The organism is Rhizorhabdus argentea (assembly GCF_037861105.1).
Classification (GTDB): domain Bacteria; phylum Pseudomonadota; class Alphaproteobacteria; order Sphingomonadales; family Sphingomonadaceae; genus Rhizorhabdus; species Rhizorhabdus argentea.
The window spans coordinates 34,433-57,582 of the sequence record NZ_JBANFK010000015.1; the positions used below are offsets into that span (position 1 = coordinate 34,433).

General features: G+C 64.2%; 26 protein-coding genes and 1 tRNA gene. 20 read left to right on the forward strand and 7 right to left on the reverse strand.

Annotation, left to right across the window (positions count from 1 at the left end):
* Nucleotides 1-3 precede the first annotated feature (3 nt).
* Entirely contained in the window at nt 4-192 is a 189-nt protein-coding gene (locus AAC645_RS13950) for a hypothetical protein (protein WP_340316849.1), read from the forward strand.
* On the opposite strand, the gene AAC645_RS13955 is transcribed toward AAC645_RS13950, so the two are convergent.
* From AAC645_RS13955 to AAC645_RS13965, 3 genes are all read right to left on the reverse strand, one after another.
* Nucleotides 174-611, reverse strand: a complete 438-nt coding sequence (locus AAC645_RS13955) for a MarR family winged helix-turn-helix transcriptional regulator (protein WP_340316851.1) — start codon at nt 609-611, stop codon at nt 174-176. The genes AAC645_RS13950 and AAC645_RS13955 overlap by 19 nt on opposite strands.
* Nucleotides 612-833: 222 nt before the next feature.
* Nucleotides 834-1,334: a nuclear transport factor 2 family protein gene (locus tag AAC645_RS13960; protein WP_340316853.1), complete on the reverse strand. Its 501-nt coding sequence runs from the start codon at nt 1,332-1,334 to the stop codon at nt 834-836.
* A 13-nt stretch (nt 1,335-1,347) separates the two neighbouring features.
* Complete coding sequence (locus tag AAC645_RS13965; protein WP_340316855.1) at nt 1,348-2,148, reverse strand: SDR family oxidoreductase; 801 nt, start codon at nt 2,146-2,148, stop codon at nt 1,348-1,350.
* Nucleotides 2,149-2,337: 189 nt separating this feature from the next.
* Between AAC645_RS13965 and AAC645_RS13970 the strand changes: the two genes are divergently transcribed.
* The 5 genes from AAC645_RS13970 to AAC645_RS13990 all read left to right on the forward strand — a co-directional run bounded on the left by AAC645_RS13970 (nt 2,338) and on the right by AAC645_RS13990 (nt 6,082).
* Nucleotides 2,338-2,871 (forward strand): VOC family protein, encoded by a 534-nt coding sequence (locus AAC645_RS13970; protein WP_340316856.1) that lies wholly within the window; start codon nt 2,338-2,340, stop codon nt 2,869-2,871.
* A gap of 23 nt (nt 2,872-2,894) precedes the next feature.
* The gene (locus tag AAC645_RS13975) at nt 2,895-3,434 is read left to right on the forward strand and encodes a VOC family protein (RefSeq protein WP_340316857.1); all 540 of its coding nucleotides are present in this window, start codon (nt 2,895-2,897) and stop codon (nt 3,432-3,434) included.
* Between the two features lie 15 nt (nt 3,435-3,449).
* Nucleotides 3,450-3,995, forward strand: a complete 546-nt coding sequence (locus AAC645_RS13980) for a VOC family protein (protein ID WP_340316858.1) — start codon at nt 3,450-3,452, stop codon at nt 3,993-3,995.
* Nucleotides 3,992-4,864 carry a sugar phosphate isomerase/epimerase family protein gene (locus AAC645_RS13985; protein WP_340316859.1) on the forward strand — a complete coding sequence of 291 codons (873 nt, stop codon included), beginning with the start codon at nt 3,992-3,994 and terminating at the stop codon, nt 4,862-4,864. Before AAC645_RS13980 ends, AAC645_RS13985 begins: the two co-directional genes overlap by 4 nt.
* Nucleotides 4,865-4,963: 99 nt before the next feature.
* Nucleotides 4,964-6,082 carry an alkene reductase gene (locus AAC645_RS13990; RefSeq protein WP_340316860.1) on the forward strand — a complete coding sequence of 373 codons (1,119 nt, stop codon included), beginning with the start codon at nt 4,964-4,966 and terminating at the stop codon, nt 6,080-6,082.
* Between the two features lie 28 nt (nt 6,083-6,110).
* On the opposite strand, the gene AAC645_RS13995 is transcribed toward AAC645_RS13990, so the two are convergent.
* A complete protein-coding gene (locus tag AAC645_RS13995) occupies nt 6,111-8,243 on the reverse strand; it encodes an AsmA family protein (protein WP_340316861.1) in 2,133 nt (710 codons plus the stop codon).
* Between the two features lie 155 nt (nt 8,244-8,398).
* On the opposite strand from AAC645_RS13995, the gene rpmI reads away from it, so the two are divergent.
* The 6 genes from rpmI (at nt 8,399) to AAC645_RS14025 (ending at nt 14,239) form a co-directional block, all read left to right on the forward strand.
* Nucleotides 8,399-8,602 (forward strand): 50S ribosomal protein L35, encoded by a 204-nt coding sequence (rpmI, locus tag AAC645_RS14000; protein ID WP_340316862.1) that lies wholly within the window; start codon nt 8,399-8,401, stop codon nt 8,600-8,602.
* A 13-nt stretch (nt 8,603-8,615) separates the two neighbouring features.
* Nucleotides 8,616-8,993: a 50S ribosomal protein L20 gene (gene rplT / locus AAC645_RS14005; RefSeq protein ID WP_340316863.1), complete on the forward strand. Its 378-nt coding sequence runs from the start codon at nt 8,616-8,618 to the stop codon at nt 8,991-8,993.
* A gap of 191 nt (nt 8,994-9,184) precedes the next feature.
* Complete coding sequence (locus tag AAC645_RS14010; RefSeq protein WP_340316865.1) at nt 9,185-9,496, forward strand: GIY-YIG nuclease family protein; 312 nt, start codon at nt 9,185-9,187, stop codon at nt 9,494-9,496.
* Nucleotides 9,497-9,616: 120 nt separating this feature from the next.
* Complete coding sequence (gene pheS, locus AAC645_RS14015; protein ID WP_422785838.1) at nt 9,617-10,699, forward strand: phenylalanine--tRNA ligase subunit alpha; 1,083 nt, start codon at nt 9,617-9,619, stop codon at nt 10,697-10,699.
* Complete coding sequence (gene pheT / locus AAC645_RS14020; RefSeq protein ID WP_340316868.1) at nt 10,696-13,071, forward strand: phenylalanine--tRNA ligase subunit beta; 2,376 nt, start codon at nt 10,696-10,698, stop codon at nt 13,069-13,071. The genes pheS and pheT overlap by 4 nt, the downstream gene beginning before the upstream one ends.
* Before the next feature lie 22 nt (nt 13,072-13,093).
* On the forward strand, nt 13,094-14,239 hold the full coding sequence (locus AAC645_RS14025; RefSeq protein ID WP_340316870.1) for an acyltransferase family protein: 1,146 nt from the start codon (nt 13,094-13,096) through the stop codon (nt 14,237-14,239).
* Nucleotides 14,240-14,255: 16 nt separating this feature from the next.
* On the opposite strand, the gene AAC645_RS14030 is transcribed toward AAC645_RS14025, so the two are convergent.
* Nucleotides 14,256-14,909: a DNA-3-methyladenine glycosylase family protein gene (locus tag AAC645_RS14030; protein WP_340316871.1), complete on the reverse strand. Its 654-nt coding sequence runs from the start codon at nt 14,907-14,909 to the stop codon at nt 14,256-14,258.
* Between the two features lie 80 nt (nt 14,910-14,989).
* Here AAC645_RS14030 and AAC645_RS14035 point away from each other — a divergent pair, with 80 nt between their 5' ends.
* Entirely contained in the window at nt 14,990-15,307 is a 318-nt protein-coding gene (locus AAC645_RS14035) for a 2Fe-2S iron-sulfur cluster-binding protein (protein ID WP_340316872.1), read from the forward strand.
* Between the two features lie 303 nt (nt 15,308-15,610).
* Here the strand turns inward: AAC645_RS14035 and rlmB are convergent, their stop codons facing one another.
* Nucleotides 15,611-16,354 (reverse strand): 23S rRNA (guanosine(2251)-2'-O)-methyltransferase RlmB, encoded by a 744-nt coding sequence (gene rlmB, locus AAC645_RS14040; protein WP_340316874.1) that lies wholly within the window; start codon nt 16,352-16,354, stop codon nt 15,611-15,613.
* A 125-nt stretch (nt 16,355-16,479) separates the two neighbouring features.
* On the opposite strand from rlmB, the gene AAC645_RS14045 reads away from it, so the two are divergent.
* A tRNA-Tyr gene (locus tag AAC645_RS14045) sits at nt 16,480-16,565 on the forward strand.
* 717 nt (nt 16,566-17,282) lie between these two features.
* Nucleotides 17,283-17,444: a hypothetical protein gene (locus AAC645_RS14050; protein ID WP_340316875.1), complete on the forward strand. Its 162-nt coding sequence runs from the start codon at nt 17,283-17,285 to the stop codon at nt 17,442-17,444.
* An 82-nt stretch (nt 17,445-17,526) separates the two neighbouring features.
* Here AAC645_RS14050 and AAC645_RS14055 read toward each other — a convergent pair whose 3' ends face one another.
* The gene (locus tag AAC645_RS14055) at nt 17,527-17,892 is read right to left on the reverse strand and encodes a c-type cytochrome (protein WP_340316876.1); all 366 of its coding nucleotides are present in this window, start codon (nt 17,890-17,892) and stop codon (nt 17,527-17,529) included.
* Nucleotides 17,893-18,153: 261 nt separating this feature from the next.
* On the opposite strand from AAC645_RS14055, the gene AAC645_RS14060 reads away from it, so the two are divergent.
* From AAC645_RS14060 to AAC645_RS14080, 5 genes are all read left to right on the forward strand, one after another.
* Entirely contained in the window at nt 18,154-18,432 is a 279-nt protein-coding gene (locus AAC645_RS14060) for an integration host factor subunit beta (RefSeq protein ID WP_340316878.1), read from the forward strand.
* A gap of 672 nt (nt 18,433-19,104) precedes the next feature.
* Complete coding sequence (locus AAC645_RS14065) at nt 19,105-19,722, forward strand: polysaccharide biosynthesis/export family protein (protein ID WP_340316879.1); 618 nt, start codon at nt 19,105-19,107, stop codon at nt 19,720-19,722.
* Nucleotides 19,719-20,894: a hypothetical protein gene (locus tag AAC645_RS14070; protein ID WP_340316880.1), complete on the forward strand. Its 1,176-nt coding sequence runs from the start codon at nt 19,719-19,721 to the stop codon at nt 20,892-20,894. Before AAC645_RS14065 ends, AAC645_RS14070 begins: the two co-directional genes overlap by 4 nt.
* Entirely contained in the window at nt 20,891-22,342 is a 1,452-nt protein-coding gene (locus AAC645_RS14075) for a lipopolysaccharide biosynthesis protein (RefSeq protein WP_340316882.1), read from the forward strand. The genes AAC645_RS14070 and AAC645_RS14075 overlap by 4 nt, the downstream gene beginning before the upstream one ends.
* Nucleotides 22,339-23,124: a CpsD/CapB family tyrosine-protein kinase gene (locus AAC645_RS14080; protein ID WP_340316884.1), complete on the forward strand. Its 786-nt coding sequence runs from the start codon at nt 22,339-22,341 to the stop codon at nt 23,122-23,124. The genes AAC645_RS14075 and AAC645_RS14080 overlap by 4 nt, the downstream gene beginning before the upstream one ends.
* The last annotated feature ends 26 nt before the right edge of the window (nt 23,125-23,150 follow it).

Below are 23,150 nucleotides of genomic sequence, written 5' to 3' on the forward strand. Positions count from 1 at the left end.
AGAATGGCATTGCCCAGTAGACGCGACATTCTCGATGCGCAGGATGAGCCGGCCAAGCCGGCGAGCGCGACGGTCAGCTGCCCGTGCTGCGACGCGCCGCTGGCCCGCGTCGACGGGGTGCTGACGCCTTGCGGCCAGTGCGGCTATCCCGACAACAGCGCCGCCTGGGTGAACTATGACGGCTGTTGCTGACGCCCGCGCGCTGGCGTTAACCGGGGCGTCTGCTTCTTGCCCGCCGGAGCCGCGACGGGCAGGCACTGGCGAAAATGCCCGGCTAAGGCATCGAGCGATCGGAGGAACTCGACGGAGGCGTCCTTTCCGAGCACCTGTTCGATATCCGCGATCAGCGAATCGGTTGCCTCGCCCAGCCTGGCGTGCGCCGCCTCACCCTTGGCCGTCAGCTTCACCATGATCCGGCGGCGGTCGTCGGTCACGCGCGCGCGTTCGACGAAGCCGTTCCGCTCGAGCCGCTGGATGGTCTTCCCGACGGTCGCGTTGCCGATTTCAAGCCGCTCCGAAAGCTGGCTCTGCGAGAGCGGCGCCTCCTTCCACAATTCGTGGATCACGTAGGATTCGGCCGGATGGACGCCAGTACCGACAAGATCGGCCATGAAACAGGTGGTCTGCAGCCGGGCGACCACCTGAACCATATAGGGAATGCTGTGCGTGACCAGGTCGGGGCCTCGCATCGGCGCCTGTGCTGGTTCTCTCGCCGACTTCGCCTGACCCAATTCCATCCCCGTTTCGCTTGCCGGATCCGCTCTTAAGCGAGATCGGGCGCTGTCGTCACGGAGATATTGCGGCGCCTCCCTGGCTGGCGGAGGCATTTCGCGTCACCCGAACAGTTCGGCGGCGCTGGGCGTGGCCGGCCGCGCAGGATCGGGGTCGGCGGGACCGGGCCCATAGTCGATCGCCGGGAAGAACCGGCCGCTCATGTCCGCCGGCCCGGAATAGATGAGATCGAAGTGGCGGCGGGCGAACACCCAGCGCCCGTCCTCGCGCTTGTAGCGATCATGATAGATCCCGCGCACGGCGGCTACGCCACCGCCGGTGATCTGGAGCGTTTCTTCCAGATACAGGCGTGCGATCGCCTCGTCGCCATCAGCGGCAAGATTCACATTCTGGGCGACGTGCCAGACATGGTCGAACGGCGCCATCTGCTGCCACCACATCGCCTTGATCGCCTCGCGGCCGTGTGCCGTCATGCCGAGCAGCTTCCACGCGCCATCGCTTGCCCAGCATTGGCCATAGCCCTCCAGGTCCTTGCGCCACACGCAGTCGCCGGCATGGGCGAGCAGGCGTCGGATCCCCGACTCCATTTCCGGCTCGATCAAAGGGCTGCTCCACTCACGAGGTCAGGTGGGCGATGGCCTCAGGCGGCATCACCGAGAAGAGTTCGGCACCGGTTGGGTTCCGCCGCAGGGTAAGGCCTCCGTTCACCTGCAGGTTCTCGCCGCTCATGAAGCATTCGTCGCGCGCCAGCCAGACGGCGGCGTGGGCGATGTCCTCGGCCGTGCCGATGCGGCCGAGCGGATATTCCTTGGTGAAGGCCTCGAGAACGGCTGGATAGGAGAGCGAATCGCCGGCCATCGGCGTCGCCGTCACGCCCGGTGAGATCGAGTTGGCCCGGATGCCCTTGCTGCCATATTCGTTGGCGATGGTGCGGATCACATGGTCGATCCCGGCCTTGGTGCCCATATAGGCCGAATGTGCCTCCAGCATGATCGTCGCCGTGGCCGACGAGATCTGGATGATCGAGCCGCCCTGGCCCATGGCGCCAATCAGCGCCTGGAAGAAGAAGTACGGGCCCTTGAACTGGATCGCGACCATCCGGTCGAGATCGGCCTCGGTGGTCTCGTGCAGGGGCTTGAGCAGTCCCCAGCCGGTCGCATTCAGGCCGATATCCACCTTGCCATAGATTTTCTTTGCGGCATCGACGAGCGCGAACACCTGATCGCGGCTGGTGATATCGCACTCGATAGCCTGGCCGCCAATCTCATCGGCGAACGCCCGGAAACGATCGACGCCGCGTCCGGCGGCGACGACATTGGCGCCCTCGGCCGCAAATCGTCGAGCGATCACCTGACCCATATTGCCAGCGCCGGCGGCGCCAAGCACCACCGCGACCTTTCCGTCGAGTGCGCCCATCTTCCTCTCCCTATGCCAGAACCGCATATCGACATGCGGTGAATCTTATCCATGCATAAGGTCTTTGGCAGGGCGGCGTCAATGATCGTTCACTGGCGACCTTTTTTTCGCGCGACACAGCTGATTGTTGTGCTAGCATAAGAAATGTACTGCCCGGCTTATATAAGCTGGCGGACGAGGAGAGCGCGATTGATCGCTGACACCCGCATGCTGTTCCAGACGGCTTATTATGTCGACGATGTCGGGCAGGCGGTCATGCGCTGGAATAGCCTGTTCGGTGCGGGGCCGTTCGTCATCCTGCCGCACTATCGGATGGAGCGGCTATGGTATCGCGGTACGCCGGTCGATCCCGCGAAGGGTCCGGATTTCTCTTATGCGCTCGGCTATCTCGGTGATCTGATGATCCAGTTCACGACCCAGCATAACGATGCGCCCTCTGTCTATCGAGACATGTATCAATCTGGCGAGCAAGGATTTCACCACGTTGCCCACCTGACCGGCGACTTCGCCGGCGAAGTGGCGCGACTCGTCGACATGGGCTTCGATGTCGCCATGCAGTTCGAGGTCGATGGCGCCGAGGGCGCCTATGTCGATACGAGGCCGGCAACAGGCGTGTTCACGGAAATCCATTCCAATCCCCGGCCGCTGCTCGACGCCTTTGCCGACTGGCGGCGGGCGCATGCGCTGTGGCGCGCGGGCGACCCCGTAATTCTCAACCCATGATTCACCGCAGCAAAGGACAGTCGATGATCGGCAAGACGTTTATGCGCTACCCCGTCCGTCAGATCGCATTCTACGTTCCGGATGCGCGCGCAGCGGCACGCGCGCATGCCGAGACATTCGGCTCTGGTCCTTATTATGTCGCCGAGCATATCCCGATGATCCTTGCGCGCTATCGCGGGCAGCCGGGCGTGTTCGATCATAGCAGCGCCTATGGTCAATGGGGCGATGTGATGGTGGAGATGGTTCAGGTGCATAGCCGGGAGCCGTCGGTGTTCAGCGATTTATACCCGGATGGCCGCACCGGCTTCCATCACATCGCCCTCATCGTGGATAATCTTGCCGAGGCGATGAAACGGTTCGAGGCAGCTGGCTTCGCCGAAGCCTTTTATGGCGAAGTCGCGCCCGGTGCAGGCTTCGCAATGATGGATGCTGTCGAGCGGTTCGGCCATTTCGTGGAGCTATATGAGCCTTCGCCACCGCTGCTCGGCGTCTATCATCGTGTCCAGAACGCCGCGATGAACTTCGACGGCAGCGATCCAGTGCGCGATTTTGCGCTCGTCTGATCAGGAGAGAAGCCAGTGAGACTGCCCAAAGCCGGCGCGATCAACCAGATCGCCTATGTCGTCCCCAGCATCGATGAGGCTGCAAAGTGGTGGGCCGAGGTCATGGGCGTGGGCCCGTTCCTGGCGCTGCGCGATCTCGAATTCGAAACGTCGGATTATCTCGGAGAGGAGCGGCCGATCACCTATTCCGCCGCGATCGCCTATTCGGGCGGGTTGAACGTCGAGCTGATCGAGCCGAAGGGGCCGTCGATCTTTGCGGACTGGCTGGCGGAGGGGCGCAGTGGCGTGCAGCATATCTGCGTCTTCACCGACGATTTCGTCGCCACTGTAGCCGAGGCGGAGGCGCGCGGCGCGAAGCGGCTGCAGGGTGGCACCATCGGCGGCGGTACGCTGGGCTATTATGATATGACCGGCGACCAGTCGGTGATCCTAGAAATCGCGCAGCTCAGCCCGTTGAGCGCCGGGATGTTCGATATGGTGCGGCAGGCCGGAGCCGACTGGGACGGCAAGACGCTGTTCATCGACGCGGCCGAGCTCGTCGCGCAGGCAATCGCAAATTGACTGCGCGGGCGATGCCGCCGCTCGTAGCGGCGTTCTTCACGCTGGCGGGCGTCCGCCCGTTCGAGTCGATGGGCCCCAGCCCCCATGATCTGCGCGCCCGGATCGAGGCGGCGGCGCGCGCCGGCTATCGGGGGATCGGGCTCAACGCCGTCGATCTCGCCGCTTCGGTCGCGCGGCATGGCCATGCCGGGATAAAGGCGATGCTCGCCGACAATGGGCTGGACTATTTCGAGCTGGAGGGACTGGGCGACTGGTATGCCCGCGGGCCGGCCCGTGACGCCAGCGATGCCGTGCGTCGCGCCATGTTCGAGGCGGCCGAGCGGATTGGCGTGAGCCACATCAAGCTTACCGGCAACATCGTCGGCCGCAGCGTTACACCCGCCGAGATGCGTGATGCATTTGCGCGTTTTTGCACCGAAGCCGCGAGCGCGGGAACACGCGCGACGCTGGAGATGGTGGGAATATCGGACATCGCCGATCTGGAGACGGCGCGCTTCGTGCTCGGTGACAGCGCCGCGCATGGCGCCGGGTTGTGTGCCGACATCTGGCATTTTCAGCGTGGCGGCGTGCCTTATTCAGGGCTCTCGGCGATGCAGGGCATGATCGGCTGGGTCGAACTCGACGATGGCCGAGTGGCCGATGGCGGCTCGATCATCAGCGCACAGCTCGACGATCGGAGATTGCCGGGAGACGGCGACTTCGACATCCCCGGCTTCCTCTCCGCCCTCGCGGCGACGGGCTATGGCGGCGGCATGGGCGTGGAAATCCTGTCCAACGAGATGCGCGCGCTGGAGCCGGAGGAAGCCGCCCGCCGGTCCTTCGCGGCGGCCAGGACTCAGATCGAACGAAGCCTCGCGCCGACGCAATAGCATAGCCGCAGAGGAAGTGCGGGTTGACGCCGGATGCCCAACCAGAAAAAGGGTATCGGAAATGGTAGTCTGACATCCTATTTCTCTGGAGAATTCCTCATGTCGCGCGACGCCCTGTTTCGCCCCACCACCATCGGCACGCTCGCTATCCCGAACCGGATCGTCATGGCGCCGCTTACCCGTGCCCGCGCCGACGAGCGGCATGTGCCGGGTACGCTCCAGGCCGAATATTATGCGCAGCGCGCTGATGCGGGGCTTATCGTCTCGGAGGCGACTGCGGTGCATCGTGGCGGCATGGGCTGGTATCGTGCGCCGGGTATCTGGTCCGACGACATGGTCGCCGGGTGGCGGCTGGTCACCGACGCGGTGCATGCTGCGGGAGGCCGGATCTATGCGCAGCTCTGGCATATGGGGCGTCTGGTGCTTCCGGACTATCTGGGTGGTGAGCTGCCGATCGGCCCGTCGCCGATCGCGGGCGAGGGCGAAACATTCGCGCCGCGCGCGCCGGGCGACATCAGCCTGTTCCTGCCGATGAAGCCATATGTGATCCCGCGCGAGATGACCCAGGGCGATATCGACGATGTCGTCGCGGCTTATGGGGACGGCGCCCGCAACGCGATGGCCGCGGGCTTCGACGGGGTCGAGATCCATGGCGCGAACGGCTATATCATCGACCAGTTCCTGCAGTCGAAGACCAACCGGCGCATCGACCTTTATGGCGGAAGCGCTGCGAATCGCGTCCGCTTCCTGGACGAATGCATCGAGGCCGTCCTTCGCCATGTCGCGCCGGGCCGGGTCGGGCTGCGGGTCAGCCCAACCAGCGAGCGCAAGGGGATGGGAGATGTGAACCCCGGCGAACTTACCGACACAATAGGCGCGCTCGCCCAGGATCACGGCCTTGCCTACATCCACCTGATCGAGGCCATCGTTCCCGGCTTCACGGAGGTTCCCGAGCAGCCGGTCATCGACCGGCTCCGTGCGGTATTCCACGGCACCCTGATCCAGAATGGCGGGTTCGGCGGAGACAGCGCCGCCGCCTATCTTGAAAGCGGCAAGGCGGATGCGATTTCGTTCGGTCGCCCGTTCATCGCCAATCCCGACCTCGTCACCCGCCTGCGCGATGGTCTGCCGCTGAGCGAGGCGAACTTCGACTTCGCTTATGTCGGTGAGGCGAGAGGTTATACCGATTACCCAACCTACGCCGAGATGGCGGGCTGATTGCCCGCCGGGCCGGGCGAGCTGCGCTTTATAGCCCGTTAGCCGAAGGCTGCTTGCGATCAGCCGCCTTCTGCCGGCTCTCGCGCACATTGCCGACATCCTTGCGCGGCTTGCCGCCCTTGGTGCGCATGGCGCTTGCCTGGGCGCCAGCGAGGACCGGGCCGCACGCTGCCGACTTGGCATCGCCGATGTCGATGAAGGCGAGCACCGAGGCAAGCGGAGTTGCGACGATCCCAAGCGCCAAGCCAGCTCCGCCGCGGGCCAGCAGTTGCGGGCTCAGGATGTTGATGCCTGGCTTCGCAAAATAGCCCTTGATGCCCACCGGCGATTGGCCGGAAAACAGGCTGAACTTCTTGCCGTCGGCGCGGAAGGCGAGATCCAGCGATTCGTCCTTGAAGCTGAATCCGCCTTTGGCGGTCATCACATTCTTGTCGGTATCGATCAGGATCGGGTCGGCGGCGGCGACACCGTCGCGCACCGTGAAGCCGATCAGGCCGCAGTTGATCTCGACCGGCTTCTTGAGCTTGTCCTGCATCAATTTCTGCAGGAACACGCCGAGGTCGAACTCGGACAGCTGGATATATTGCGTCCAGAAGGTGCCCTTGGGCAGGATGATCGCGATCCGGCCGTTCGATGTGGCGAGCGAGTCGTGCAGGGTGTCGCCGGTGCCCTTCATCTTGATGCGGGCCTTCACCGTGCCCGTAGTGCCCGCCTGGTTGACCCCGAATTCGGCGAACAGTCTCCCCATCGGCGTGGGCGACAGGCGAATGTCGTAATCGGTGACCACCGCAGGAACCCGGGCGTCGATGCTGATATCGGAGGCGAGGTGACCGCCGGCGATATCGAGCGTCAGCGGCGACAGCTTCATCAGGCTGTGATCGAGGCCGAAGGTAAGGTCGACGTTCGAGATCGGGAATTTCGGGTTCCGGAAATCCTTCACCTTGTAGAGGATCCGCGCGTCATAGGTCTTGATCGACTCGATGCGCAACGGCGCGTCGGGCAGGATGCGGGGCGTGCCGCCGGTCTGCGCGACCGCGGCCTGCGCGCCCTGCGTCGCCAGCGCCTGGGGTGCGTAGCCGATGAACGGGCCGACATCGATGATGTCGACGAGGTTAGAATTCAGCGCGGCGTCGATGAACAGCCGCTCCCTGGGGAAGCTTATCGTCATCCGTCCGTGTAGGTCGCTTGCACCATAGCGTCCGTTGAGCCGGGTGAAACGCCAAGCGCCGTCGGCTTTTGTCAGTTTCGAGGTGAACCAATAGGCGCGCGTGTCGGGTGCGGCGACGCCGAGGAAGTCGAACAGCTGGCGAATGTTCGGGCCGCGCACCTTTAGGGCGAGGTCCGATCCCTCGATCTGGGTTGCAGCCGGCAAGGTGCCGCTGAGGTCGAGATAGGTACCGCCCGACTTGGCGTGCATCTCGAAATTGGTGCGGCCGAACTTCACCGTGGAATTGGGCGACAGCAGCGCGCCATCCATGGTGAAGGGCTTGTCGCGCAGCGTGCCGGTACCGGTGAAGGGCACGTGCCCCTCTATGCGCCGGCCGCCGGCGGCGATATCGCCGACCTTTATGTCGGTACGCAGGAACAGCTGCGGATCGATGTAGCGCACTTGGGTGGCGGTGATATCTGCCCGGCCGATCACCGGCCACTGGAAGGGTGCGCCCTTCGCGTTGGGGTCGCCGAAGGTCCATGTGTTGTGCCGCTGCTTGTCCCATTCGGCATCGACCTTGCCGCCGTCGAGCACCAGCCACTCGGCCTGGCGCTTGCCGAACAGCGTCGGGATGGTGTCGATCCGTGCCGCGATATGCTTTGCCTCGAAGAAGTTGGGGCGGCTGGCCCATTGGGGATTGGATATGGTGAGGCCATCGGCCATGAACCGCGCGTCGACGATGTCGAAGTAGAACTGGAAGTCGCCTGCGACCTTGACCTGCCGCTCGGTCATCCGGCTGGCGATCGACTCGAAGGTCGGCTTGAGGAAGCGGCCCTTCGTCACGAACAGGATGAACCAGACAAGGACGATCAGGCCGACGATCGTCGCGACGATCCCGAACCCGATCGCAAGCGTAAGGTTCGCCGGGTCGTGCCGGCGCTTCGCCGGCGGCGGTTGAGGCTCCGAGCCGTTCGCGGGAACCTCGATCGGAGGATGGGGTTCGACGACCATGACCTGTTGAAACCCCTCACCGGCCACGCTGGTTCCGCGGGTGTTGCAAAGCATGCCCAAGGCCCTTATAGGCCCGCGCTTCCGCGATTTGATGGACCGCCCGGCTGTATGGGCTGCCGTGGCTGTCTGCAACCGTCGCATAGCAGGAGACGAAAATGCCCAAACTCAAGACCAAGAGCGGCGTCAAGAAACGCTTCAAGCTCACGGCAACCGGCAAGCTGAAGCACGGCGTCGCCGGCAAGCGCCACCGGCTGATCAGCCACAACGCAAAATACATCCGCCAGAATCGCGGCACCACTGTTCTCGCCGAGGCCGATACGGCCCGTGTGAAGCTGTGGGCGCCGTACGGCCTGAACTAAGGAGGGCCGCTAAATGGCACGCGTCAAACGCGGTACGACCACCCACGCCAAGCACAAGCGCGTACTTGAGCAGGCGAAGGGCTATTATGGCCGCCGCAAGAATACCATCCGTATCGCCAAGCAGGCGGTCGAGAAGGCCGGGCAATATGCCTATCGCGACCGCAAGGTTAAGAAGCGCTCGTTCCGCGCCCTGTGGATCCAGCGCATCAACGCCGCGGTGCGCGCCGAAGGCCTGACCTATGGCGTGTTCATGCATGGCCTGAAGCTGGCCGGCGTCGAACTCGACCGGAAGGTCCTCGCCGACATGGCAATGCACGAGGGCGAGACCTTCTCGGTCATCATCGCCCAGGCCAAGGCCGCCCTGCCCGAAGACGCCCGCATCGCGGCGTAAGTCTTACGGACAAGATCAGGGAGGGCGCGGTGGCTGAAGCTACCGCGCCCTTTTTGTTTTGGTATCCCGCAAATCTTCTAATCGTCATTCCCGCGCAGGCGGGAATCCATGGACGGCGGGACGATTGTTCTTATGCGATCCGTATCCATGGATCCCCGCGTTCCCGAGGATGACGATGGAAGGGCAGGAGAATGGGCAAGCTGCCAACCGTCTACATCCTGGCGAGTGGACGGCATGCTACGCTCTACATCGGAGTGACATCCGACTTGCCCGGGCGGATCCATCAGCACCGGGAAAGCTTGATCAAAGGCTTCACCAGCCGCTACGGGGTCTCGCGCCTCGTTCACTATGAGCTGTTCGACGACATGGTCTTCGCGATCGAACGTGAGAAGCAGCTCAAGAAGTGGAACAGGGTGTGGAAGATCGAGCTGATCGAGACGCGTAATCCCTATTGGGAGGATCTGGCGGCGACGATGCTCAGTTTTTCGCCGTTGGGAGAATAACACTCCCCCCGTCATTCCCGCGAAAGCGGGAATCCACGGTGACGGTACGCTGAGCGTCGGACGCACCGCCGTCCATGGATTCCCGCTTTCGCGGGAATGACGAATGATGATGGGGCTGAAGTGACGACAGATAATCAAGACGCGCTTTCGGAGATCGCATCGGCGGCGTCGCTCGCCGACCTGGAGGCTATTCGGGTGCGGACGCTCGGCAAGTCGGGCAGCATCACCGCGCTGTTGAAGACGCTGGGCGGCATGACCCCCGAGCAGCGCCAGGTCGAGGGACCGAAGATCCACGCGCTGCGCGAGGCGGTGACCGGGGCGATCGCCGATCGCAAGGCGGCGCTCGAAGCGGCGGCGCTCGATGCCCGGCTGGCGACCGAGATGCTCGACATGAGCCTGCCGGTCTCCCCCGGCGCGCCTGGATCGGTGCACCCGGTGGCGCAGGTGATGGACGAACTCGCGGAGATCTTCGCCGACCTGGGTTTCGCGGTGGCCACCGGCCCCGAGATCGAGGACGACTGGCACAATTTCACCGCACTCAACATCCCGGAAACCCATCCGGCGCGGGCGATGCACGACACCTTCTACTTCCCCGACGGCGCGGACGGAAAGAAGATGCTGCTGCGTACCCACACCTCGCCGGTGCAGATCCGCACGATGATGCAGCAAAAGCCGCCGATCCGGATCATCGCGCCGGGGCGCACCTATCGCTCGGATTCGGATGCGACCCACACCCCGATGTTCCACCAGGTCGAAGGACTGGTGATCGATCGCGGCATCCATATGGGCCATCTCAAATGGACGCTGGAGACCTTCGTGAAGGCCTTCTTCGAGCGCGAGGACATCGTGCTGCGGTTACGTCCCAGTTTCTTCCCGTTCACCGAGCCGTCGGCTGAAGTGGATGTCGGCTTCACGTGGGAAAAGGGCCGGCGCGTCATCGGCGGCGATCCGGCGGCCGGCAACGGCGGCTGGATGGAGATATTGGGGTCGGGGATGGTGCATCCGCGGGTGATCGCCAGTTGCGGGCTCGACCCCGACGAGTGGCAGGGCTTTGCCTTTGGCTGCGGCATCGATCGGTTGGCGATGCTGAAATATGGCATGGACGACCTGCGCGCCTTCTTCGACGGCGATCTGCGCTGGCTGCGCCATTATGGCTTCGCAGCCCTCGACGTACCCACGTTGAGCGGGGGAGTGGGCGCATGAAGTTCACCCTGTCCTGGCTGAAGGAGCATCTCGACACCGAGGCGAGCCTGACGGCGATCCTGGAAGGCCTGACCAAGGTCGGCCTTGAGGTCGAAGGCGTCGAGGATCCGACCGAGAAGCTCGGTGCGTTCCGCATCGCGCGGGTGCTGAGCGCCGCACCGCATCCGCAGGCTGACAAGCTCCAGGTCCTGTCGGTCGACGCGGGCGAGGGGGAACCGCTGCAGATAGTCTGCGGCGCGCCCAACGCGCGGGCCGGGCTGGTCGGCGTGCTGGGCCGGCCGGGCGACTATGTTCCCGGGCTGGACGTCACCCTGAAGGTTGCGGCCATTCGCGGTGTCGAATCGCTGGGCATGATGTGCTCGATGCGCGAACTCGAATTGGGAGAGTCGCACGACGGCATCATCGAGCTGCCCGCAGATGCGCCGCTCGGCGCGGTCTATGTGGATTGGGCCGGTTTCGCCGATCCGGTGATCGATGTCGCGGTCACGCCCAACCGGCAGGATTGCATGGGTGTGCGCGGCATCGCCCGCGACCTTGCTGCGGCGGGGCTGGGTACGCTCAAGTCGCTCAACGTGCCGACCATCCCCCGCCAGGGCGAGTGTCCGATCGAGATTCGCACCGACGATCCCGAGGGCTGCCCCGCCTTCTTCGGCCGGGTGGTGAAGGGCCTGGTCAACGGCGACAGCCCGGAGTGGATGCGCAAGCGGCTCGTCGCGGTGGGCCAGCGGCCGATTTCGGCGCTGGTGGACATCACCAATTATGTGATGCTCGATCATGGCAGGCCGATGCACGTCTATGACCTTGCGAAGCTCGAAGGTCCCCTGGTGGCGCGCAAGGCGAAGCCGGGCGAGGAAGTGCTCGCGCTCAACGGCAAGAGCTATGCCCTCGACGAGACGATGACGGTGATCGCCGATTCCCAGGGCGCCGAAGATATCGGCGGCATCATGGGCGGGGAGCGGTCGGGCGTGACCGCCGCCACCACCGACGTGCTGATCGAGTGCGCCTATTTCACTCCGGAGGCGATCGCGCGGACCGGCCAGAAGCTGGGCCTCACCTCCGATGCGCGCAGCCGCTTCGAGCGCGGCGTCGATCCGCAGTTCCTGGGCGCCGGCCTCGCCATCGCGACCAGGCTGGTCCTCGACATCTGCGGCGGCACGGCAACGGCGACGATCGAGGCGGGCAAGCCGCCTTCGGGCACCAAGGCGCTGCGCTACGATCCGGCGCTGACCAGCAAGCTCGCCGGCCTGGTCGTGGAGCCCGATCGGCAGCGCGCCATTCTCACCTCGCTCGGGTTCGGCATCGACGCGGTGTGGAACGTCTCGGTACCGAGCTGGCGCCGCGACATCGATGGGCCCGCCGACCTTGTCGAAGAAGTCGTCCGTATCATCGGCATCGACAATATCCCGTCGACGCCCCTGCCGCGTGGCGATGGTGTCGCGCGCCCCACTGCAACCCAGGCGCAGATGATCGAGCGCCGCGCCCGCCGCGCAGCCGCAGCGCGGGGGCTGAACGAGGCTGTGACGTGGAGCTTCATCAGCGAATCCGAGGCCGCACCGTTCGGCGGTGGCGGCTGGACGCTGGCCAACCCCATCAGCGAGGACCTCAAGGTCATGCGGCCGTCGCTGCTGCCTGGCCTGATCGCGGCGGCACGGCGCAACGTCGATCGCGGCGCTGACAGCATCCGCCTGTTCGAAATCGGTCGCCGTTATCTTGCCGACCGTGAAAGCGTCACACTCGGCCTGCTGTTGTCGGGCGACCGCGTGCCGCGCGACTGGCGGACCGGCCGTGCCCAGGCATTCGACGCCTATGACGCCAAGGCCGAGGCGGTCGCCCTGTTGGCCGCCGCGGGGGCGCCGGTCGACCGGCTCCAGCTGTTCGAGACGGTGTCGACCGGCGTCTACCATCCCGGCCGCTCGGGTACGCTGCGGCTTGGGCCGAAGACCGTCCTCGCCGAGTTCGGCGAACTCCATCCGGCGATTGCGCGGGCCTTCGACATGGAGGGGCCGGCGGTCGCGGCGGAGATTTTTCTCGATGCGATCCCGACGAAGCGCGCATCGGCCGATCACATGCGCGAAGCCTATGCACCGCCGGCATTGCAGGCAGTGCGTCGCGACTTCGCCTTCCTGATCGCCGCCGACAAACCGGGCGACGAGCTGCTCCGGGCGGTGCGGGGAGCCGACAAGGCGACGATCGTCGATGCCCGGCTGTTCGACATCTTCATGGGTGCGGGCGTGGCAGAGGGCGAGAAGTCGGTTGCGATCGAGGTGGTGCTGCAGCCGGCGGAGAAGAGCTTCACGGATGCCGAGTTGCAGGCGATCTCGGAGAAGATCGTCGCCGCCGCAGCGAAGCTGGGCGCGCGGCTGAGGGGCTGAAGCCGGTTAGTTGGGGGCGAGTTTGGCGACGGGCGAGGACGATCGGATCACGCGCTCTGCGCGGAGCTACGAAAACTACCGTCACACCGCGCATTTTGCGGGGCTGAACGGCATCCGCTGCCTCGCAGTCGTTGCGGTCGTGTGGCATCATTGCCACCATGGAGAGTGGCAGCTGCCCGCGCGAGGCTTCCTCGGAGTCGATCTCTTCTTCGTGCTCAGCGGCTTCCTGATCGCGACTCTGCTGCTCCGTGAACGGGAGGCGACCAACACGATCGCGCTCGGCCGCTTCTGGCTGCGGCGCTGTCTGCGGCTGATGCCTGCGCTCTACCTGCTCTTGGCTCTGCTCACAGTCTATTATGCCGCCCATTCCAACTCTGCCCGCGCAGATATTTTTTTCCGCTCGCTCCCCGCCAACGCGCTTTATTATTCCAACTGGGCATCTCGCAACACCGGCGTGCCTGGCCTTTGGTCGCTGGCGACCGAGGAGCAATTCTATCTGATCTGGCCGCTGATCGAGAGCTTCGGCGCTGCACTCGCCTGGCCGCTGCTCGCGCTGGCGATGCTTGTGAACCAGGCGCTCAACTTTGGGCTGTTGGATCCTTGGCTTGCGGGACTTTTACCCGCGCCGCCACGCACCTTCGAGATCGTCGCCGCGACCTACATGCCGATCTGCCTTGGAATCGCCGCCGCGCGTTTGCTGCACCAGCCGCGCAGCCACGGCATCATGTGGCGCGTATTGGACAGTTCGGCGACAGCGTGGCTTATCATCACCCTGTTGATCCTGCTGGCGGGCTGGGGACCGTCGGACATGCGGGGCTGGCCGCGTCTTGCCGCGCAACTGCTGATGGCGCTGCTGATCGCGACGATCGTCTTGCGGCCCGCCGACGCTGTTGTACGGCTACTCGAGTGGCGCCCCGCGGCGCGGATCGGGAGCATCAGCTATGGCCTTTATCTCTACCATCTCTGGGCGAACCATGCAGCTTGGAAGGTTGCCCGCGGCATCGGCGATGAATCCGATCTGCTGCTCTTCATGTTGACGCTGGGTTTCGGCATTATCGCTGCCGCGCTCAGCTACCGCTGGATGGAGGCGCCGCTGTTGAGATTCGCGCACCGCTTCCGGGCGCAACGCGGCGCTCTGATGGGGGACAGCGGCGGGGCGCCGTCCTGAAGCGCACGGCGCAGCGTCACAGCGGCGCTTTTTCAACCTTGGCCGGTTTGCTGGCCGCGGCGCGGCGAGCATAGCTATGCCAGGCAAACAGTGTGGCGGCGCCTCGATGGGGGCTCCAGGGTTGGGACAGGCGGCGCGTCTCGCGTTCACTGGGCCGCTCGGGGAGACCGAGCAGGTTGCCGACCTCGATCCGGACTACGAGATCGCCCGCGGGCCACATGTCGCCCCGTCCTTCGGCGAAGAGCAGGTAGATTTCCGCCGACCAGCGGCCGATCCCCTTGATCGCGGTCATCCTGGCGATGGCTTCCTCGTCGTCGGCGGGAAGCGCGTCGAAATCAATATCGCCGCTGGCGACATGCTCGGCCAGGCTCCTGGCATAGCCGACCTTCTGACGCGACAGGCCGCATTGCCGTAGCAGATCGTCCGGCGCCGCAGCCACCGCTTCGGGCGCCAGCCCCGCACCGACCAGCCTTTCGAGCTTCGCCCAGATAGAGGACGCCGCGGCAACGCTCACTTGCTGCCCGACGATAGTGCGCAGCAGCGTCTGGTAGCCGCGCGCGCGAATGCGCGGCTCGGGATAGCCGATCGCTTCGATCCGGGCGGCAAAGGCGCGCTCGACCTTGGCCAGGGCATCCAGGCTGCGCCGCAATTGTTCAGCGGTAAGGCTCATTTCGGCTCCTGCACTTGATTTCATGGCTGGCGCACGACATAGCCGCCCCAAATCCGCATCATATTGCCGGGGGAGTGCTAATGCCCAAGTTGGTTGTCGTCACGCGCGAGGGCGATGAATCGGTCTTCGAAGTCGAGGCTGGCCTGTCCGTGATGGAAGTCATCCGCGACAATGGCATCGACGAGTTGCTGGCGCTGTGCGGCGGTTGCTGTTCGTGCGCGACTTGCCACGTTTTCGTCGACCCGGCGTTCAGCGGCCTACTGCCCGAGATGACCGATGACGAGAATGATCTGCTCGACAGCAGCGATCACCGCGACGAGCGCTCGCGCCTGTCGTGCCAGATCGCGGTGACCGACGAACTGGATGGCATGATCGTCACGATCGCACCGGAAGACTGAGCAGAGGCCCAGTCTTCGGTTTTTTGATAGGTCCTCAAACGCCGGTCGCAGGGCATCCGCCCCTGCTTGGCTTCCTCGCTGGCGCTCGGACGCGCTGTTCGCGCTTGCCTCTTCGAAGCACGCAGCGCTTGCGCTCAGGGCTGGCGTTGCCGGGCTCTGGCAAGCGTGACGCGAAGCCCAGCGCCGGAGCCCGACCCGGGCTCCGCAAGGCCGAACGGCCGCCGCGCCTTATTGGCGCGAAGCCAAGCAGGGCGGATGCTCTGCGCCCGGCGTTTGAGGGCCAAACAAACAACCAGCGGAGCGTTAGCTCCGCGTCGTGATCGCGTAGAGCGCGATTGCCGCGGCGTTGGAGATGTTCAGGCTCTCGACGCGTGCGCTGATCGGAAGTTTCGCCAGTTCGTCGCAATGCGCCTCGGTGTTGTGGCGCATGCCCTCGCCCTCGGCGCCGAGCACGATCGCGATGCGTGCCTCACCCATCACCTCGGCCAGGGTGCCCTTGGCATGGCCGGTCAGGCCGATCCGCCAGAAACCGGCTTCGCCGATCTCGTCGAGCGCGCGGGCCAGGTTGACGACCCGCACCCAGGGCACGAGTTCGAGCGCACCCGAGGCGGAGCGAGCCAGCGCGCCTGACTCGGGCGGAGCGTTGCGATCCTGGGTAACGATGCCGATTGCGTCGAACGCCGCCGCCGATCGCAAAACCGCTCCGACATTATGGGGATCGGTGACCTGGTCGAGGATTACCAGCGGCCGCCTGTTGCCTTGCGCGGCGTCGAGCAAGTCGCCCAGCCAGATGTCAGGCAGGGGATCGACCTCGATCACCAATCCCTGATGGGGTGCGTCGTGGGGCACCAGCCGGCCAAGATCGGCGACGTCGGCATAGGTCACGGGGATCACCGGCGGCAGATCGAGCGCGGACAGCGCCTCGCGCGTGCCCCACATCCGGCGGACGGTGCGCGCCGGATTTGCCAATGCGGCGATGACGGCATGGCGGCCCCAGAAACGGGGGCGGCCTTGAACGGATTGGGATGGACGATGGCCTCTGCGCATAGACCCGCCTTAGCGATCCGGCGCACGGCTAGGCAAGCATCGCGCGCATCGATCTTTTTCGGGCGGGTTGGCGTTGACAGGCCGGTTCCGATTGGCCATTGAGCCGCCTCGCTTTTGGCGCCTCCGGAGGGGTGGCCGAGTGGTTAAAGGCAGCAGACTGTAAATCTGCCCGTGCAAGCGTACGCTGGTTCGAATCCAGCCCCCTCCACCATCCGGTCGATCGGCTTCGGTCCTCGAAGGCTTGGGTTGCCGGCGTGGCGCCGTCCAAGCCGCCTCTACCTGCGCTTGCTGATGCGGACGCCGTAGCAGCGTTTGCAGCGATGCACGAGCCGCTCAGGATTGAGCGTGGCTGGTCGCATTAGCCAGCGATGGAAACCCCAGGCACATAGAAATGGCATAAGCTTGCTCCCCCGTCCCTGATATTTACGTGACTCGGGTCGGGAAAGTTGCGCGGGCCATGCTCCTGCCCGAACGATTCGACCAGTCGACCTTGCACGGGCCGGCGTGGCAGCCGAGCCGTCGGCAACGATCATCCCGGTAACGCCGCAGTCGTCTATTCGGTGTGGAGCGATAACCCGCCCGCTTGATTGGTCTGCAGTCGCTCCGGTGAGTCGAAGTCCGACACGCGCTCTTGCTGCATTAGTATAGAACCAGATATCAGGGAGAAAGAGTCGCAGAATTATTGCATGATAATTTACCAATAGATCGGAATATGGAAATTAGGCCCGCCGTATAATGTGGTTAACGAGGAATTTCCTTGAGTAAATGCGGTGATTATCGCCGCCTATTCGATAGATAATTCCAGCGCTTATCACAGTTATATGCGCTGCAGCATGCAGGAGTTGCATTTATACTGCGCCGCAACATCGATTTATATAGACTTTCCTCGAAAGAGCACTACCCCGTCTCTCGAGTTTGGAGAAGATGCATGAACGCCGTTTCGCGGCCCGCACAGGGGCCTCATCGCCTTTGGAGCACTCGGCTCGATCATGTGGTGAAGTTAAGCGACTTCAACTTCTTCGGGATCGGTTTCGCTTTCGTCAGCTCGGCCGGTCTCTGGTATGCGATCATCGAGGTCGCGACCGCATAGCCGTGCACCCGCTGACGCGGGGTCTCACTCCGTTGCGCGTTCCAGCGACCGGTATGATCGCCGGCCCACGGTCTAGCCAAGTTTATTTAAGCGACAGGATATAATCGGCGATGGCTGCTGCCGAGGCGGGATTCTTGAGGCCGCCGAACGGCATGCGGGTGCCGGGCACGGTTTTTTGAGGCTCCTGGATGAACGCCATCAGGTTGGCGCGAGTCCATTTCACCTTCGAATTCTTCATCGCCGGCGAGAAGGCGAAGCCGGGCACCTCGCCAGCCTCGGTGTTGCCGATACCGTACAGGTTCGGCCCGATAGTATTGGGCGCGCCTTTCTCGACCTTGTGGCAGGCCGAGCAAACCCCGAACGCGGCGGGCTTGGGCAGCGGCGCGGCGAGCGTGGGCGCGGCGAGCGACAGGGTGGCAATCGAGCAGAGAACAAGGCGGTGCAGCATCAGCGATCCTTTCAGGGCGGCGAAGGCTCGGGCTTGGCCAGCGAAGAATTCGTCTATTGCGCCGCAGACTCTGGCGCAAGGCTGAACAGCGGCGATTACTGCGCGATGAGGCCCTGCTTAACTGCGATTGATTTAACTGCGCTTTTATCGTTACATAGAAAATGTGACGGGGCTTAATGGGGCAAGTCTGTCGATGCTAGAGCCGATTGTGCCGGAAAAGCACCTACCGGATCGGCTATCACGTCAAGGGGGAGTGGCTTTGTGATAAGGTCCGAGTTGGTTCAACTGCTATCGCAGGACAATCCCGATCTTTCGCCGAAAGAAGTTGAAAAGATCGTTTCAACTCTCTTCGACGCGATCAGCAAAAGGCTGGCAGAAGGCGGGCGCGTTGAATTGCGCGGCTTCGGTGCCTTTTCCACCCGCAGCCGTGGGGCAAGGGTGGGGCGTAATCCCCGGACTGGCGATACGGTGCCGGTGTCGGCCAAGCGCGTGCCCTATTTCAAGCCCGGCAAGGAAATGCGGCTCCGCCTCAACGTCTGAAGCGGATCCTGATCCGGCCGAGACCGATTCGTGCTTGGCGGTCCGTGCGGGGGTAGCTATTCACCCGCGTGCGACGCTGCGGGCGTGGCGAAATTGGTAGACGCAACGGACTTGAACCATCGATCGAGTGCTCGCCGGGAAATCGGCGATGCAGAACTGCTCAAATTCGGGGAAGCCTGTTCCTGGTAATCCCGAGCCAAGCCGGCGGAGCGTTTTGGCTCTGGCGGAAGGTGTAGAGACTAGACGGGCAGCGCCTACGTCTGCGCAAGCGGATAGGGCGAAGGGATAGTCCAGACCACGAACGGGCCTTCGCGGCCCGGCGGCGAAAGCCGAAGTGGTATGAAAATCCGTAAGGTCGCGAGACCTGTGGGGGTTCGAGTCCCCCCGCCCGCACCAGCTTCTGTCCGGACGGCGTCCGGACTCCCGCGTCCGCGGATCATCAATCGCATATTAAGCATTGGCCGTTAGTGCGGGTGCGAGGTTGCGGGGATTGCGTGGGGCAATTGTTAGCTTCTGCAAAGTCCCCGATTGTGCGGGCTTTTTCTGTTTCAAGCGCCGCGTTTTTGGGGCACTTGTGCAGCGGAACTGCAATTGATCGACAGGAGCCGTGATCCGAAGCGCGTCGGCCGGCCCGATGGGGGTTCGGTCTGATGCGGAGGCAATGGGGTTGTAATGCGTAAACGGGGGACGATCGGGGCGGCGCTGCTAGTCGTGACTGGTGCTATGCTGCTCCCGTCACCGGCTGCGGCCGTGGTCGGGCCGGCCGCGCCCGCCGCGCTGCCGTTAAAACCCTATCGCATCAATCCAGGCGACGAGATCGAAATATATGTGTGGGGCGACGAGCGGCTCCAGCGCGTGCTGAAGGTGCTGCCCGATGGCAGCGTGTCTTTCCCGCTGGTCGGTCGCATCGATGCGCTCAACAAGCTCCCCACCGATCTCGAAGGCGTCATCGTTGCCGGGCTTTCCGATCAATATCGAAACTCGGTGCCGCGCGTGACCGTGTCGGTCAAGAATCCCAGCGGCCTGAGCTTCTCGGTGGCGGGCAAGGTGCGGACGCCCGGTGCCTTCACTCCCGGTCACTATGTCAACGTGCTCGAGGCGATCAGCGTCGCCGGCGGGCCGACCGAGTTCGCCGATCTCAGCAAGGTCAAGATCTACCGCAAGAATGGCGGGCAGATCCAGGTGATCGAGGTCAGGCTCGACAGCGCCATGAAGGGTTCGCCTTCAAGCGCGGACCTCCAGGGGGCGATCGTGGAACTGCAAAGCGGCGACACGGTGGTCGTGCCATGAGCGCGCGTCTCAGGTTGTGCGCCGGTTCGGGCGCTGTCGCGCTCGTGGCGCTGGCCATGGGCGCCCCGGCCGGCGCCGCTCCGGCGAAGCTGTCGGTCGATACGACCGTTCGGCTCGGCTATGATATCAATCCCTTTCTGTCGCCGGGCAGCGATCTGGCGAGCGGCTATGTCGAGGCGACGGTCGCTCCGAAGCTCAGCAAGCGGACCGAAAAGGGGCTGATCGAGCTTTCCGGCCATTATGAGCGCACCGAATATCTGCGCCGCTACGGCAATTCGAATCAATATGGCGGCGAGCTGGCGGTCCAGCAGCGCGTTACGCCCAAGCTGAGCATGTTCGGCGCGTTGCGCTATGACAGCGAGGTGATCGGCCAGAACGGCGATGCCGTGACCGGAGCGCCGATCGACGATACCGACGTCAATCTAATCGGCCTGCGGCGCCGCGCCGACACCTATGGCGCCAGCGGCGGCTGGGAATATCAGGTCGGTCCCAAGGACACGCTCTCCGCCAATGGCGGCGTCACGGCGACTCGCTACGGCAGCGGTCCGGCTGGCGGCGATTCCGACAATATCGGCGGGAGCGTCGCGTGGCAGCATGCGATCAGCCCGCGATCGAAGATCGGCCTCAGCGGCTCGGTCTATCGCATCGACTATGATCAGCCGGGCCTGAGCACGATGACCATGCAGCCTTCGGTCACCTTCTCGACCGAACTCAGCCCAACCTGGCATTTCGACGCCTCGCTCGGCATGTCGTTCAGTGACCTGACGCTGCCGCTCGTTCCGGACAAGCGCAGCAAGGGCATCTCGGGCACGGCGAACCTCTGTCACAAAGGGCCGAAGGACAATTTTTGCCTCTATGCCGACCGCTCGGTGAGCGGATCGGGTGCCGGCGGCACGGTGGAGCGCACGCAGCTCGGCATCAGCTATAATCGCCGGGTCACGGAGAAACTCGGCTTCTCCGCAAACGGCAGCTACGCGCGCAGCAAATCGCAGGCCGGCACTGTCCCGACCCGCGAATATGTCAGCTTTCGCAGCGGCTTCGACTGGCAGATGACGCCACGGCTCAAGCTGGGCAGCGAAGGCCGCTACCGCGACGTCTTCGGCGGCCGCCAGATCAGGGCGGACTATGGCGGCGATCTCTACGCCATCCTGGCGCTACCACGGCCGCAATGACCGAGCATGTCGATCCGTCGGCCGAAGGCGATCTGGCCGATGGCCTGCTCGGCTATCTGCCGCGGATCCTGTACCATCGGCGCTGGTTCGTCCTGATCCCGTTCGGGGTAGGCGCGCTGACCGGGATTGGCCTCGCTTATGGTCTGCCCGCGCATTACCAGTCCTCCGCCACCGTCGTCGTCGAGTCGAAGGAACTGCCGGAGCAGATCGCGGCCGCATCGGTGAACGACCTGATCGATCAGCGCATCGCCAAGATCCAGCAGCAGATATTAAGTCGTCCCGGACTGATCGAGCTGATCCAGAACAATGATCTCTACGTGTCCGAGCGGCGCAAGAAATCGTTGTCGTCGATCATCGAGATAATGCGCAAGGCCACGGCGATCACGCCGGTCACCGCCGATATCGACAAGCTGGCGGCACGGCGCGGCGATTCGAGCACGATCGCCTTTGCCGTGTCCTTCACCTATTCGGATCCGGCCAAGGCACAGGCGGTGACACAGCAGTTCACCGAGAAGTTGCTTAAGCTCGACAGTTCCCAACTGTCGGCGCAAGCCGACGCGACCGTCGGCTTCCTGCGCGACCAGGCCGCAGAGATCCAGGGGCAGATCGCCGAAGTCGAGGGCAAGCTCGCGGACATCAAGAGCCGCAACGGGCTTGCCTTGTCGCGGATCGGCGGTTTCCTGCCGTCGACGTCCAACTATGATGTCCAGATCGCTCAGTTGCAGCGGGAGAACACCGAGCTGCAGGGCAAGCTGAACAGCAACAGCACCAATGCCGATGATCGCGTCATCCAGGCCGAGGCGGGACTCGCGTCGGCCAAGGCGCTCTATTCGGATAATCATCCCGACGTGATCGCGGCGCAGCAGAAGCTGACCGAGGCGCGCGCCGCGGCAAAGGCCAATGGTAGCCCGCGCAACAATCCTGCGATCAGCGCGCAAATCGCCGCCAACACCCGCACCATCGCAACGCTGTCTGGCGCCAAGTCGGTCGATATGTCGCGCGCCAACGCCACGGTGGCTGCGCAAAGCGGCGCTCCGCTGATCGAGGAGAGCATTCGTCAACTCGAAGCGAAGGCGGGTGGCCTGCGCGCCAACTACGACCGCATCTCGGGCAATCTGCTCGCCGCCGAAGCGGCGCAGAAGATGGATGCCGAACAGCGCGGCGAGCGGCTGGTACTGGTCGATCCGCCGACGATGCCGGATGAGCCCAATTCGCCGAACCGCGGCCTGCTGATCGTCGGCGGGGTGGCCGTGGGTGCCGCCCTCGGCCTTGGCCTGGCGTTGCTGATCGAGATGATACGGCGCCCGATCCGTGGCGTCGCGGCGCTCCAGTCGATGCTCGGCGTCGGCCCATTGGTGGTGATACCGACGCTGAAGGCGAAGCGGCGTGGCGCGGCGAAGCGCAGGAAGAAGCACCTGTTCCGCTGGCGCAGGGCCGCACACGGATGAGTTTCGACCCTCCCCAGCGCGCCACGCCCGCCTTTGCCGTGCCTGGTGACGCCGATCGCGCCACCGGCTTCGAGAAGCTGCGCGAGACCGGTATATACGGCTTCGACAGCAAGGATATCCGCTCACGGCCGTTCACCCTGCTGCGGGCTCAGGTGCTGCGAATCGCGCGCGCACGCGGCTGGAAGATCATCGGCGTGACATCGCCGACGCCGAAGGTGGGCAAGAGCTTCGTCGCGTCGAATCTGGCAGCCGCATTGGCGCGGACGCCGGAGCTCCACACCTATCTGTTCGATTTCGATCTGCGGCGCTCGACGATCGCCCGCAACTTCAGGTTGAGCGGCGAGGTCGGGCTGTCGCATTTCCTTGACGGCACCATCACCGATCTGCGCGAGGTGGCGAAGACGATCTCCAACGAGCATCTGACCATCTTTCCGAGCTTTCCGAACGGCGCGGCGTCGGACGAGCTGGTTTCGTCGACGCGGATGGATGCGCTCATCGCGGCGATGCGCCAACTGCCGGAAAACACGCTGTGTCTATGCGACTTGCCGCCCGTTTTCGCCAATGACGACGCAGTCGTGATCAGCCAGAAGATCGATGCCTATCTGATGATCGTCGAGGACGGCGTCACTACCCGCAAGGAAGTGCGCGACAGCTTCCGCCTGTTGTCGCCGGCGCCCTGCATAGGCACCGTGCTCAACCGCTATGACGCCGGCCTGATGGGCGGCGACTATGGCTATGGCTATGGGCAGAACAAGCGTTACGGCGGCTATTACGACGATTGACCGCAGGCGCGGTGCGAGCAAAGCTG

Excerpts from the sequence above, each read along its gene's own strand:
- AAC645_RS14070 (WP_340316880.1), top strand. The coding sequence starts at position 19,719 with ATGAGCGCGCGTCTCAGGTTGTGCGCCGGTTCGGGCGCTGTCGCGCTC.
- AAC645_RS14075 (WP_340316882.1), top strand. The coding sequence starts at position 20,891 with ATGACCGAGCATGTCGATCCGTCGGCCGAAGGCGATCTGGCCGATGGC.
- AAC645_RS13995 (WP_340316861.1), bottom strand. The coding sequence starts at position 8,243 with ATGGTCGTCGAACCCCATCCTCCGATCGAGGTTCCCGCGAACGGCTCG.
- rplT (WP_340316863.1), top strand. The coding sequence starts at position 8,616 with ATGGCACGCGTCAAACGCGGTACGACCACCCACGCCAAGCACAAGCGC.
- AAC645_RS14080 (WP_340316884.1), top strand. The coding sequence starts at position 22,339 with ATGAGTTTCGACCCTCCCCAGCGCGCCACGCCCGCCTTTGCCGTGCCT.
- AAC645_RS13950 (WP_340316849.1), top strand. The coding sequence starts at position 4 with ATGGCATTGCCCAGTAGACGCGACATTCTCGATGCGCAGGATGAGCCG.
- pheT (WP_340316868.1), top strand. The coding sequence starts at position 10,696 with ATGAAGTTCACCCTGTCCTGGCTGAAGGAGCATCTCGACACCGAGGCG.
- AAC645_RS13975 (WP_340316857.1), top strand. The coding sequence starts at position 2,895 with ATGATCGGCAAGACGTTTATGCGCTACCCCGTCCGTCAGATCGCATTC.
- AAC645_RS14065 (WP_340316879.1), top strand. The coding sequence starts at position 19,105 with ATGCGTAAACGGGGGACGATCGGGGCGGCGCTGCTAGTCGTGACTGGT.
- rpmI (WP_340316862.1), top strand. The coding sequence starts at position 8,399 with ATGCCCAAACTCAAGACCAAGAGCGGCGTCAAGAAACGCTTCAAGCTC.
- AAC645_RS14055 (WP_340316876.1), bottom strand. The coding sequence starts at position 17,892 with ATGCTGCACCGCCTTGTTCTCTGCTCGATTGCCACCCTGTCGCTCGCC.
- AAC645_RS14030 (WP_340316871.1), bottom strand. The coding sequence starts at position 14,909 with ATGAGCCTTACCGCTGAACAATTGCGGCGCAGCCTGGATGCCCTGGCC.
- AAC645_RS13955 (WP_340316851.1), bottom strand. The coding sequence starts at position 611 with ATGGCCGATCTTGTCGGTACTGGCGTCCATCCGGCCGAATCCTACGTG.
- AAC645_RS14035 (WP_340316872.1), top strand. The coding sequence starts at position 14,990 with ATGCCCAAGTTGGTTGTCGTCACGCGCGAGGGCGATGAATCGGTCTTC.
- AAC645_RS14010 (WP_340316865.1), top strand. The coding sequence starts at position 9,185 with ATGGGCAAGCTGCCAACCGTCTACATCCTGGCGAGTGGACGGCATGCT.
- AAC645_RS13990 (WP_340316860.1), top strand. The coding sequence starts at position 4,964 with ATGTCGCGCGACGCCCTGTTTCGCCCCACCACCATCGGCACGCTCGCT.
- AAC645_RS14050 (WP_340316875.1), top strand. The coding sequence starts at position 17,283 with ATGAACGCCGTTTCGCGGCCCGCACAGGGGCCTCATCGCCTTTGGAGC.
- AAC645_RS13965 (WP_340316855.1), bottom strand. The coding sequence starts at position 2,148 with ATGGGCGCACTCGACGGAAAGGTCGCGGTGGTGCTTGGCGCCGCCGGC.
- rlmB (WP_340316874.1), bottom strand. The coding sequence starts at position 16,354 with ATGCGCAGAGGCCATCGTCCATCCCAATCCGTTCAAGGCCGCCCCCGT.